General features: G+C 50.4%; 10 protein-coding genes. All 10 read right to left on the minus strand.

Going from position 1 to position 13,116, the window contains the following annotated elements; all coding sequences use genetic code 11:
- Positions 1-74 precede the first annotated feature (74 nt).
- Positions 75-1,424: an AMP-binding protein gene (locus tag CCY32_RS09280; RefSeq protein WP_088330333.1), complete on the minus strand. Its 1,350-nt coding sequence runs from the start codon at positions 1,422-1,424 to the stop codon at positions 75-77.
- Positions 1,421-2,524 (minus strand): glycosyltransferase family 4 protein, encoded by a 1,104-nt coding sequence (locus CCY32_RS09285; protein ID WP_210401719.1) that lies wholly within the window; start codon positions 2,522-2,524, stop codon positions 1,421-1,423. Before CCY32_RS09285 ends, CCY32_RS09280 begins: the two co-directional genes overlap by 4 nt.
- Positions 2,517-3,722 (minus strand): TIGR04063 family PEP-CTERM/XrtA system glycosyltransferase, encoded by a 1,206-nt coding sequence (locus CCY32_RS09290; protein WP_088330334.1) that lies wholly within the window; start codon positions 3,720-3,722, stop codon positions 2,517-2,519. The genes CCY32_RS09285 and CCY32_RS09290 overlap by 8 nt, the downstream gene beginning before the upstream one ends.
- Complete coding sequence (locus CCY32_RS09295) at positions 3,719-5,623, minus strand: XrtA/PEP-CTERM system amidotransferase (RefSeq protein WP_088330335.1); 1,905 nt, start codon at positions 5,621-5,623, stop codon at positions 3,719-3,721. Before CCY32_RS09295 ends, CCY32_RS09290 begins: the two co-directional genes overlap by 4 nt.
- A 12-nt stretch (positions 5,624-5,635) precedes the next feature.
- Positions 5,636-6,784, minus strand: a complete 1,149-nt coding sequence (locus tag CCY32_RS09300) for a TIGR03088 family PEP-CTERM/XrtA system glycosyltransferase (protein ID WP_088330336.1) — start codon at positions 6,782-6,784, stop codon at positions 5,636-5,638.
- Positions 6,771-8,222, minus strand: coding sequence for an exosortase A (gene xrtA / locus CCY32_RS09305; RefSeq protein WP_088330337.1), 1,452 nt, complete (start codon positions 8,220-8,222; stop codon positions 6,771-6,773). The genes CCY32_RS09300 and xrtA overlap by 14 nt, the downstream gene beginning before the upstream one ends.
- 16 nt (positions 8,223-8,238) lie before the next feature.
- The gene (locus CCY32_RS09310; protein WP_088330442.1) at positions 8,239-9,441 is read right to left on the minus strand and encodes a TIGR03087 family PEP-CTERM/XrtA system glycosyltransferase; all 1,203 of its coding nucleotides are present in this window, start codon (positions 9,439-9,441) and stop codon (positions 8,239-8,241) included.
- Between the two features lie 3 nt (positions 9,442-9,444).
- Entirely contained in the window at positions 9,445-10,485 is a 1,041-nt protein-coding gene (locus CCY32_RS09315) for a FemAB family XrtA/PEP-CTERM system-associated protein (protein WP_246840575.1), read from the minus strand.
- Between the two features lie 188 nt (positions 10,486-10,673).
- Positions 10,674-11,519 (minus strand): XrtA system polysaccharide deacetylase, encoded by an 846-nt coding sequence (locus CCY32_RS09320; protein ID WP_088330338.1) that lies wholly within the window; start codon positions 11,517-11,519, stop codon positions 10,674-10,676.
- 1 nt (position 11,520) lies between these two features.
- The gene (locus CCY32_RS09325) at positions 11,521-12,933 is read right to left on the minus strand and encodes a TIGR03013 family XrtA/PEP-CTERM system glycosyltransferase (protein ID WP_088330339.1); all 1,413 of its coding nucleotides are present in this window, start codon (positions 12,931-12,933) and stop codon (positions 11,521-11,523) included.
- Positions 12,934-13,116 lie beyond the last annotated feature (183 nt).

The raw sequence follows: 13,116 nt of genomic DNA on the forward strand, positions 1-13,116 counted from the left end.
TTCATCCTGCTTGTTTGACCAATAAAACAAATAACACACCGCACACACTACTATCAGCAAATATAAACTGTCTATCATTGCGCCACCTTGCTGATCACGTAACGATACTTGCCTGATTTTTCTGCCGCTATTTCCGTGACCGATTGCACGTTAATCTCAACCTGGGCGCCGAGTCTGGCCTTAAAGCCACTCTCAATCTGCTTCACCATAGCGTCAGTCAGTTGCTGTTTGGATACCACCTCTACCCGGGTAAGTTGCAGGCTTTCCTGGGTGATCTTAAAAGCCTCAATGCCATCCATGTCACGTAAGATATAAATCAGTGCCAGACCATGCATCATGGTGCCATCTGCGGCCACCACAAAGTCGGTACTGCGCCCTTCGATAGACTCGAGCATGGGCAAACCACGACCACAGTCACAGCGCTTATCAGACAAGGTCGCAATATCGCCGGTGCGATAACGAACAAAAGGAAACTCACTGGTGCCCAGATGAGTCACCACAATTTCACCGGGTTCACCGGCTGGCAGCGGATTGCCCGCCTTATCGATGATTTCCACCACGATGTCTTCATAAGAAAGGTGCATACCACCAGCAGGACATTCATGCGCGATAAAACCGGCATCACGGCCCCCGTAGCCATTGGCAACGGGGCAGCCGAATACTCTGGATATATTTTCTCGCTGATAAGGATAGAGTCGCTCAGAGGTCACAAAAGCCACTTTGATCCCTAAGTTATCCAGACGAATCCCCACTTTTTCGGCCGTTTTGGCTAACAGATCAAATACCGAAGGGTAACCAAATAGCATTCTGGGACGGCTTTCTTTAATCTGATGAATAAAGCCAAGCAACTTCTCTTGTGTCATATCAAAAGCCGGAATCAGTTGAGAGCGAAACAGCTTGTCACGCGCCAACCTGACTTTATCCTGAGCCCCCAGCTCTATGGGAGAGCCCCAGGCGACAATTTCTTTATCACCAATATCCACACCCCACCAGCGAGTGGCCCGCCATTTTTCGGCCACATCATGGGACACCCGTTCGTTACCTAACAGAAAGATTAATGGCTGACCACTAGACCCGCCCGTATTAAACCGATTGAGCGGCCCTGCAACATCCGACTTCAGGGCATCGAAATTATCTGCAATGGTTTGCTTGTCGAGAAACGGCAATTTCACCAAATCTTCTGAACACTTAATATCATCGGGCGTCAGCCCCCGACTCTGCATGATCGTTTTGTAATAGGGCACATGCTCATACAAGGTGGCGATAAACTTCTGCAGGCGTTTGGACTGTGCCGTTTTAAGCTGCTCAGGAGTGTGCCACTGACTTTTCTCCAATGCTTTTCGAATCTCTACTGTATTATGCTTTTTAAGTTTCTCATGCAGCGGAAACAACACAGCGGAAACCATTTTTGTATACAGACTCATACTGCCTCCTGTCCTTGGCTGATCGCGCTTTGATAGTGGCCCTGCAACGCTTTTCCAACCTTCGCCCAGGTAAATTTAGCAATAGTATTACGCCCCTGCGCAATCAGGCTTTGCCTGAGTTCAGGCTCATTAATCAGACGCACTACCTGCTCAGCAAGTAAATCTGGCCTCTTGGGTGGCACCAACAGCGCATCCTGCTCATGAGTCACCAGTTTAGGTATGCCCCCCACATTCGTGCTGACAATGGGCACACCACAGGCCATCGCCTCAATCAGCGAATTAGGGCTGTTATCCACGGTACTGGCGTTGAGCATGACATCGGCGCTGCGATACAACTCAGCCATGTCGTTAATATCCAGCCGCCCCAGGAATCTGACCTTGTCCCGGACCCCCAGTTTTTCACATTGACGTTCGAGACTCTCTTTCTCAGGCCCACTCCCCGCAATGGAGAGCGTAGCATCAGCGTGATGTGTTAACACCTGAGCAAAACAATCAATCACGCAGCCCACATCGTAGATGGCTTCAAGATTCCGGGTCACAATCAAATGCAAAGGTGTATCTGACTCTACCTTCTCTGCCGGATAAAAGGTGGTTTCATCCAGCACATTGGGCACCACCTCGGCCTTTTTATCCCACCGGGCAAACACCTCATGCAGATAGGGCGAGGGTACCAATATACCCTGAGCCTTATTCAAAGACTTCGCCACTTTGGGCCAGGAGGCTTCAAAGAAGGTTTCAGCATGTCCGCCGCGATAATTCACTAAAATCGGTTTATTAAGCCCGGCCGCCACACGAATGGCAGGGGCTGCAAATAAGTGCCATGACCAGCCAGAATTGGCCATCAAATGCACCACATCAGCATCTTTCATGGCTCGGCGCAATTGCCAGAAATAGTCTATCAGCCTGAAGCCTGCACGCACCACGGGAATACTACCAACGAAGGCGGGCTTGTAAGGCGCATTCACTGCCACCAGCGTCACCGTTGCGCCATCTTGCTCAAGCAGTTGTTTGAGCTGGCGGGTTTGATTTGCCATGCCTCCGGCAGGCGGCGGAACCGGTCCCACCAGACAGATGTGCATGCCATCAAACGCATCAGCCACCACAAATCTCCTTATAGAGCTGCTGATAATTGGCTACCGAGTTAGGCCAGTTGCGTACCCTCTCAACATATTCCCGGCCCTGAGCAATAACTGCGGGCCAATCGCTCTGATTGGCCAATACCTCACCAGCTTTACTGGCAAGGGCCTGTACATCATCACTTTTAAACAGCCAGCCGGTTTTGCGGTCTTCAATCAGTTCTTTATGTCCACCGACATCTGAGGCCAGCAATAATTTCCCCTGCGCCATCGCCTCAAGGGGCTTAAGTGGCGTCACCAGTTCAGTCAGGCGCATAGATTTGCGCGGGTAAACCAACAGATCCACCAGGCTATAATACGCCGACACGTCATCATGAGGCACCCGGCCTGGCATGATCACTTTGTCTTCTATCCCCAACTCTTTTACCAGCGACTTCAGGTTCTGCTCCTGAGGTCCACCACCTACAAGCAATAACATGGCATCAGGGAATTGCTTGATAATAAAAGGCATAGCCCGAACTAACAGGTCCAGCCCTTCGTAGGCATAAAAAGACCCCAGGAAACCCAATACACGCTTACCCTGTAAGCCAAACCGTTGCTCCAGTTCGCTGTCTTTGGCGGTGATCAGATTAAACTGCTCAATATTAACTGCGTTTGGAATCACTGTAATCTTAGATTCCGGCACGCCTCTGCCCAGAAGATCCTGCTTTAGCCCCTCACAGATAGTGGTCACCCTGTCCGCCTGTCTTACCACATGGGTTTCCAGTTTGCGGGTCAGGCGGTAACGCAGGTCATTTTCTTTGCAGGTGCCATGATCCACTGCGGCATCTTCCCAGAAGGCCCTGATTTCATAGACTACCGGCAACCCGGTCTTGCGTCCGGCCTGCAGGGCGGCCATGCCATTGAGGGCGGGTGAATGAGCGTGTAGCACATCCGGCTTTTCTTCTTCGATAGCTTCAAGAATGCGTTTACGCATCGGCGCAATCAATGCCATCTGACTCAGAGCTGGCAGACGGCTCAGTAAACCATTAGGCACCGGCGTACGATAAAACTTAAGGCCATCCACTTCTTCAATGCTCTGCTCGAACTTACCGTGCTTGGGGCTGGTAACATGGCAGGTTTGCCAGCCAAGCGCATGCTGCTGCCTCAGAATGGAGCGGGTACGAAAGGTATAACCGCTATGCAGAGGGATGGAGTGATCCAGTACATGCAGAATCTTCATGCGGCTTTACCTAGTTGCTGACGCATAAACGACTCAAACATCATTAGTGTCCACAAAGGCGCGCTGTTATCGCGCACCCCGGACACATGATCATCAATCAGACGTTTAAGCTGGCGGGTACTGAAATATCCCGACTCACTCATTTGTTTAGACAACAGGCCGTCATACAGCCTGTCTTTCAGTGGCCCTTTAAACCAGTCGGCCAGCGGTACGGCAAAGCCCATTTTTTTGCGGTACAGCACATCGTGAGGCAGATGGGGCTCCAGAGACTTCTTAAAGGAGTACTTACCAATACCATTATGCAAATTGTGATCAGAAGGTGTCTTGAAGGCCCACTCCACAAATTTATGATCCAGTATGGGTACCCTCACCTCCAGTGAGTGTGCCATCGAGGCTCTGTCTACCTTGGTCAGAATATCGCCCACCAGATAGGTTTTCATATCCAGGTACTGGGCCACTTTCATCGGATCCAAGCCTTTCACCTTGTCGGCATAACGGTTAAACACCTCCAGCGAATTATAACCGTTCAGACTGCTCTGAAACTCTTTTGAGAAGAGTTTGGCCCGCTCATCGGCGCGCAGGATGGACATGGAATTGTGATAGCCCTGAACCGTGTCCATGGCCATAGACTGAAACGTGGTTTTAGCACGCAAAAACTTAGGCGCCCAATCCATTTTCGGATACAACCTGCCCAGTGGACCAAACAGCGGCTTACGCAAGCCTAATGGCAACAGGTTGCGAATACGCTCTTCATGGAGGTGCATTTTATAGCGGCGATAACCGGCGAACAGCTCGTCTCCTCCGTCTCCGGACAATGCCACCGTTACATGTTTACGTGCCAGCTCACAGACTCGGTATGTGGGCATGGCAGAGCTGTCTGCATAAGGTTCGTCGTAGAGAAATGCCAGCTTGTCGATAAGGTCAAAGTCCGTTTGCTTTACCGTCTCCACACGGTGATTGGTGTGATAGCGATCAGCCACCATCTGGGCAAATTCGGTCTCGTTAAAGGCCTTAACATCAAAACCTATGGCGCAGGTATTGACGGGATCTGATTGCAGCTGTGACATCAATGCCACGACGCCGCTGGAGTCGACGCCACCAGACAAAAACGCGCCAAGGGGCACGTCGGCAACCATGCGGATATCGACAGCCTGCTTCAGACGATCGATCAACTCTTCCTGCACTGTATCTGCACTGAGATCATCTTCCCACTGCGTTGGAATATCCCAGTATTGCTTTGGCTCAGGCAATGATCGCATGCCTTTTTCCAGGGTCAGCGTATGCCCCGGAGAAAGCTTGAAACTGTTCTGATACACAGTGAAAGGTTCCGGCACGTAGCCAAAGGTGAAGTAATCTTCCACAGTAGTGTCACGCAATTTACGATCAAAGGCAGGATGCTCGGTCAGGACCTTGAGCTCCGAGCCAAACACAAATTCCCCGGTGGGCAGCAGAGAATAAAAGAACGGTTTAATGCCGATACGGTCACGGGCCATAAACAAGCGCTGCTTTTCTCTGTCCCAGATAGCGAAAGCAAACATGCCACGCAAATGCTGCACGCACTCCTCCCCCCATTCCAGGTAGGCATTGAGTATGGTTTCGGTATCACCATGAGTGTTAAATTTATAGCCCTTGCCCTCAAGTTCAGCGTGCAAGTCTTTAAAATTATAAATCTCTCCGTTGAACACTATGCATACGCGTTTATCAGCGCTGAGCATGGGCTGTGGGCTGCCTTCGAGATCAATAATCGACAACCTTCTGTGGGCCAGCCCTACACCCGGGTCAAAGAAATAATCGCCGGCGTCTGGCCCCCGATGTTCCTGAATATTGTTCATCTTCGCCAGAACAGCCTCATTAGGCTGCCCACTACCGGCCAGTTGAAAGATACCTGCTATTCCGCACATTGCCCTGAATCCTTACTGCGCTGTCTGTTTTTGATAAAGTCGGTGGTACTTTGCCACCATGTTAGCGAGACTAAAATGGCTTTGGCAGTGTTTTCTTACCAACGCACTATCTTCAGTTATCGCATCGGGTTTGTCGATATATTGGCTCATTGCCTGCATCAGTGCCTGGCTGTCACGAGCCCCAACCAGATGAGTCTGCTGATGGGCCCGCAGCATTAGCTCCGGATTTCCCCCCACCCGGGTGGCGATCACCGGTAAACCACTGGCCATCGCCTCAAGAAAAGTATTGGAAATTCCCTCAGCCAGAGAGGGTAATACAAAGACATCCATCTGGCGCATCAGCGCGGGAACATCGCTGCGATCACCGGCAAACCAGACCTGCTCTGCCACCCCCGACTCCCGTGCTTGTTGCTCTAATTTATCACGCATCGGACCGTCGCCCACCAGCATCAGCCTGATGGGTCGCTTGGGGTAACGCTTACAAAGTAGCGCAAAGGCCTCCAGCAAGGTTCGCTGGTCTTTCACCTCAGCCAATCTGCCTACCGTGCCAAATACCGTTGTCTGTGACGAAAACAAGATGTCGGGAAATGGCGCGGCTGGGGTTTGGGCAGCATTAAAGCGCTCCATATCAACACCGTTGCAAATATGATGGATACGCTGTGGCATAACCCTGATCTTATTCAGCAGGTAGTCTTTGGCCTCACCGGACAAAGCCACATATTGATGCACGAAGGGCCTGAGCAAGCGACGAAGACGCTGATACTTGGGGTTCGTACCACCAATATCACTGACATCCCAGCCATGCTCGCCGTGAATGCGCAAGGGGATACCACGCCACCAGCCCACAGCCTGACATTCCAGTGTGGCAAGATTGCGGGTGTGCAGAATATCCGGTTGCAGGTGTTTTAACAGCGTGTTCAGCCGCCAATACATCGCAAAATCATTGCCGTCTGCCTTGTTAAGGTCATGATAATCGACATTTTTCGCTGTCACCCGTTGCGCAAATTCCGGGTTCACACCTTTTTGGGTAATGATGCTATGCCGGTATTGCTCCTCAGGTAACCGGTTAACCAGATTCACCACGCCGTTTTCTAGTCCACCGGTATCAAAGCGAAAGATAATATGTGCGATATGGCGCACAGACGGTTCAGCGGTTGTCATTTAACACCTGCTGGTAATTCTGAGCAAAAAATTGCTGAGCCTGTTGCCTGAAAGCCCTGCGCTGTTCATCATTATCTACCACCCGGGAGATGATCAGTACCATTCCCTGTTGTGACTGTCCGACAAGGGCTTGCACAGCCTGCGACAATCTCACCTTGAGCGAGCTGGGAGATTGCATCCATTCGGTGACATAGGTGTAGGCGAGCATTCTGCGCCGACCATTGAGACCAGAAATTTCCAGCATCTGATACCCCGGATAAGCCTGACTGCCCACACGCGTCCAGGATGAACGGTTGTAGTGCTGATTGACACTGCTGATGAGCTTACTGTCCTGTGTGCTGTGCGCATACCAGGCCACGTAGAGATCGAGCTCCTGATACCGACCGATGGCCATCTCGCCCGGATTCTGGAATACCGGTTGCCATTGGGTCATGACCGCCGGGCGCAATTCAAAAGAGCTCCCTATGTCAGGTGCCGCAGGATAATTAACATCCCGGGCGTGCAGGTTGTAGGCCATGGCACTTAAAATCAGCAGAACACCACTGCCCCAGCCTTTTATCAGCGGCAACCAGGATACCGTGCGCACAGCGTCGGTGTCGACACTGTCAGGCTCTGGCTCGAGGTCGCGCCAGATGCTGCCGACAGAGAACATAATGAAGATCACCACCCCGAAGAACAGCCATCCATACACCAGGTGGTCGGCACCCGTAGCATGTTCCATATCAGAGAGATAGGCGATCATGACAATACCGTAGGCGCGGATACCGTTGGCAATAATAGGAAGTACAAGGGAAAACAAAACGAATAACAGGCGTTTATGCCATTTCTGATAGGTCAGATAAGCAAACAGACAGCCCAGTGTTAGCGAAGCGATCAGGTAGCGGATGCCCGAGCAGGCGACCGCCACTTCGAACAGCCCACCCGGCACGGCGATATAGAGACCTTCACGGTAAACGGGTATGCCAGTAAGCTGGATGGCCATAACCGTGAAATCAGCCGTGACCTCCTGTAACCAGGGAATCAGAAATTCCCCTTCCGGCACACTGAACATCCAGAAAAGCAGCACAAACCACATCCGGGCCGCCAGCTGATTGCCCAGCACCATCCAGCAAAGTAACGGCAAGGTCATGAAGGTGGCAATTTGTTCGATGGCGGCAATGTGCGCTAAATCGCCGAACAACCAGAGAATGAGGGTGGCAAAAAGCGGCAATATCAGCCAGCAGTTAGGCTGGATGCGCAGTACTTTGAGGGCATGCCAGTCACGGTGCAACAGGTAAATACAGATGGGCAAAATGAGAAAGCAGTGGGCGAAGGTCTCAGAGCGCTCCCATATCGCCACGGTGGCCATGACACTGTCCCAGAATAGCACCAGCCAGGTGACAAAGAGCAGGACCAATATGCCGCCGAGATTGACTTTTTTCCCTAAAACATCAGACATCAGGCAAACTCCATCATTACGCTAACACGTCCGTCAATTTCTCAACGACCGCTTGCCACTGATAATGTGTGGCAATCCATTCCCGGTTTTCTTGCCCCAATTCCGCCACTCTCTCAGGGTCCGCCAGCATTTCCAGGCAACTGGCAGCAAACAGATCGGCCTCATCGGTCACCAACGATTGCTGATTCGCCGGCAGGCGAATGCCTTCTGCAGCCATCCCCGTCATCACAACCGTCTGCGCCATCGCCATGGCTTCAAGCACTTTATTCTGTATCCCACGGGCGATACGCAGCGGCGCCACCGCTAGCCTGGCATGTTTGATGTAGGGGCGGATATCTTCGACACGGCCAGTCACAATAATATTATTCTGACTGGCCAGGGCCTTAACCTTGTCGGTGGGGTTGCCGCCCACAATGGCAAATATCAGCTCAGGATGCTGTTTATTGATCACCGGCCAGACATGCTCAACAAACCACAGCACGGCGTCCACATTCGCCCAGTAATCCATCGCGCCGGTAAACACCAGATAGGGCCCGTCGACGGGGCTTGGCCCGCAATCATCGGGATTAAAAAATTCCCCGTCTACCCCATTTGGAAAGGCGTCCACTTTTGCGGCCAATTCCTGCGGCAGGCTCTGGCGAAAAAACGCGGCCTCGTCCTCTGACACCAGGGTAATGGCATCAAATTCCTGCGTGATCTTCTTTTCATAAGAGAAAAGCGTGCGGTGCTCCCATCCATATACAAATTTGAGCAGCGGATTGGCCGTCTTCTCCGCGTACTGGCGCCACTTGTCTGAATCCACATCAACAAAGTCGGCAACTCGCTTATCAAGGGGCACCTGTTCGATATATTGCGCCATGGCCGAGCTGTATACGAAGGCTTTATGGATTCCTTTGCTTTGCACCGTATCCACGACCCAGTTCTGCAGTGCTCGGCTGTAGAAATACGGCAAGCTGATGGGTTTACCCGCTAGCATTCCCAGTAACCCTCTTACCTTACCCCATAAGGGCTTCAAGGGGAGCAGCTTCACTTCTTTACAATAGGGTTGTAGCGCGCTTTCATACTGCCAGTCGTTGTCATCATCCACAAACGCCGCCAGATAAATGTCATATCGCTCTGCCAGCTGCTTAAGAATATGAAATGAGCGAATCTTATCGCCTTTATTGGGCGGAAAAGGAATACGATGACACAGAAATAGCAGCGGTTCTTTTTGGCTCATCATCTACCCCAGGTACCTGGATAAAAAGGGTCCAATGGTGCGGCTCAGCCATAACGGCAATTTCTGCCACAGTTTAATGAAGAGCTGGTATTTGGGGTTATTGGGACTCAAATTAGGCAGTTCCGGTGCTTTTACCAGATGGAATTGATAGTGCAGAGGCACTGGCTCCATACCCCAGTGCTTTTTATACTTGTAGGCGCCGGAATCGTCTTTGCTGCGGCCAAAGTCGTAATGGGTAAAGCCTTTTGCTCTGGCATCGCACATAAGCTGATAGTACATAAAGTCATTGCTTTTCAGATCCCGTGCCGCCGGCGTTCCACCTCCATAATAAGGCAACACCTGGTCACGGAAATAAAAGTTCAGCACTGAAGAAACCGGCTTGCCATCATGTTCAACGGTGAGCACATTGCATTGCTCGGGAAAGACTTGCTGTAATGCCTCGAAGTAGTTTTTGGGAAATACGGGAGTACCCAGATTGCGCACGCTCTCGGAATAGATGTCATACGCCGTATCGGTGTCTTTATCTACCCGGAAGCTCAGTTCATTTTTCAGTGAATGGCGAATAACCGCCCGTTGTTTCTTCTTTACCCCAGCCAGTATGGCATCGGGGTCCTCTGCCAATGGCCAGGCAAAATAGGAATGGGCACACTTCTCAGTCAGCTTAGGATGCTCACTGGCCTGCACATTACGCAATTCCAGATAATCCACCTGCAACTGATGAGCCAGCTCAATCGCAGCATCTTCCAGCTGTCGTTGCACATCGATTGAATCGGCTGCAACACCACCATAAACACAAAAGGGAGTGGAAATCAGGGCATGGCCAAAAAGGCGACTTTTTTGTTCTACCAGAGGTAACACACCCACTATCTTATCTGCCTGAGTTGCATACAGATAGTGCCCTTTATGCCCCATAACCTGCTGGTTAATCTGCAACCAGCCACTCAGATGAAAGAAGGTTGCCTTGTCACATGATGCAACAAATTCATCCCACTTTTTTGCCAGCTCCGCTTCACCATTGAAGCGCTCTACCACCACGTCACTCACGCCCACATCCTATTGTTGTTATTGTCAGTCTCTGTCCGTTTTCCGGTTCGAACTGCAGTGTTGTTCCAACCCGACAGCGCATCCCCACAATGCACTGTGTTCTTAAGGCAATCCCGCTATTACCGCGTTAAAAGACATCGCCTTAAAACCGGCCTACCAGGATGCGCCAATAATATGAGCCTACCTGCTCAGGTACTTATCCCGTATACATCACGCATGGTGGACCAGCTAAAGTCCTGTAATAGCCGCTCCAGTTTACCTTCAGTGTGCTTTAAATTGATATAATGACGAAAACGGGATTTGGCCGACGCATTGGTCAATTTTGGTTGTTCTGCGTCAATCTCCCAAGGGTGAAAATAAAATGAATACGGCTGCTTTTCCTGCTCAAGATATTTTTTCACCAGATAACGTGTCAGTGCATAGGGATACAAACGGAAATACCCACCACCACCAATAGGCACTTGCTTGCCCCACATTTTCAGTGTCGGAATAGGAATTTCGGTAATATCCTCTTTACGCTGATAGGCAAACCGCGGCCAGTCCGGTGTACCATATAAGTCATGTTTGACCGGATAGGTACTGGAGCTGTACACAAACCCCAGATCCTTGAGCGCGGCAAATGCCCACTCGTTGGTATAACCAATAGAGAAGCTCGGTGCCCGATAACCAATAATTTCTTCACCTAACAAGTCCTGGAGATGATCTTTGGAGCGACGCACATCGGCAATAAATTCCTGCTCATTTTGCTCGCTGGCGCGACGATGAGCATAGCCATGGCTTGCCACTTCATGTCCCTGCCGGTGTATTTCTTTAATCAACTCCGGGTAACGCTCCGCCACCCAACCCAGTACAAAAAAGGTCGACTTCACATTGTGTTTGGCAAAAATATCCAGTAATCGCCGTGTGTTGTTGTCGACTCTCGGCTGATATTGATCCCAGTCTTCGGGCTTAATAATACTGTCGAAGGCGGACACATGAAAAAAGTCTTCCACATCCACGGTCATCGCATTCAGACATGTTTTGATATCTTGCATCTCAGCGCCCTTTACCAAACAAAATCACCTCTACTGTGCGTATCAGGATCAGAATGTCTAATAACAGGCTCTGATGCTTAACGTAATACAGATCAAATTTAAGCTTTTCCATTGAATCTTCAACGCTGGCGCCATAGGGATAATTCAGCTGAGCCCAGCCTGCCAGTCCCGGCTTTACATTGTGCCGCTGGTTATAATACGGAATTTGCTGAATTAGCTGCTCGACAAATTCCGGGCGCTCAGGGCGCGGTCCGATAAAGCTCATCTCACCACGAAACACGTTGAGCAATTGTGGCAGTTCATCTATCCGGTATTTGCGGATAAAGCCGCCCATTTTTGTCACCCGGCTATCACCTTTGGTGGCCCACTGTGCACCACCGGATTCGGCATCAGGACGCATACTGCGAAATTTAATGATATTAAACAGCTGCCCGTTCAGGCCGACCCGCTCTTGCTTATAAAAGACTGAGGCCCCGGTTTTACGGCCATCTTCAAGATAAATCAAAATGGCAGTCATCAGCATAAAGGGCCAGGTAATCAGCAACACCAGCAATGCCAAAAAGGCATTAATGCCATAATCCACCAGATCGCGCAGATAGTTTTGGCTGGAGAAACCGTTTGAATAAATGACCCAGCTTGGATAAATCAGGTTAACCACAATCTGTCCCGTTTCCCGCTCCATAAAATCGAGAATGTCCACCACTTCAATACCACGGATGCGACAATCAAATAAGATTTCTATGGGCAGGGTGCCACGGCGCTGATCACAGGCGATCACCACTTCTTCGATTTCATTCTCTATCAGAAAGTCGCGAAATCCCTCATCAACCTTCACATGCACCAATTTCTCTGCTTGGATACCGCTTTCCCGGTCATCGCCCGGGATAGGGATAAAGCCCACCAAATCAAAGCCAATACGATCCACTTCTCTGCGCATTCTTTTTTCAATAATGGATGCGCGCTGGCCGGCCCCTAACACCACCAGCCTTACCTTACCCAGGCCAAGCAGGCCGAGGCGATTAGAGAAATAACGGAACAACACCAGCACAATAATAATCAGCGCGGAGGCCGTGGGCAGGTAATAAGGATGCATTTCCAGACTCTGGAACACCGTATTGGTGAGCAACTCCATCACGAAATAGGCTAATGCGACGCTGACAAATATACGCCGGATAATGCCCCGAAACGTCTCACGGAGTTTTAGTTCATATAAGCCAACAGACAACGCAGATATCAGCACCAGCATTGTTAACAATGCCATATTGATAAACAGCTTATCTTCCAGTGGGGCACTTTGTTCTGTCAGTTGCATGACCAGGGGATGGGCCACATATGCCAGATAGGCTATGAGCGTGCCTTCCAGCAATACCAAGATGTTCGAACGCTTGGATTGTCGTCTATTGGCTGAATTCACAAATACATCCTATATTTCGACCAATTTTCAGGGCGAGTTAAAAACAAAAATAAGTAATTGAGATAGACTAACTTTTTTTGACGTTGCATTATAGTGCTAAATATACCCAAATGACCTTAAAAACAAAGATCTCAGCGGAGACGAAAAGCACTCTGGGCGCGGCTGATAATAGAATGACAAAAA

The sequence above is a fragment of the Lacimicrobium sp. SS2-24 genome (genome assembly GCF_002201535.1).
Classification (GTDB): domain Bacteria; phylum Pseudomonadota; class Gammaproteobacteria; order Enterobacterales; family Alteromonadaceae; genus Lacimicrobium.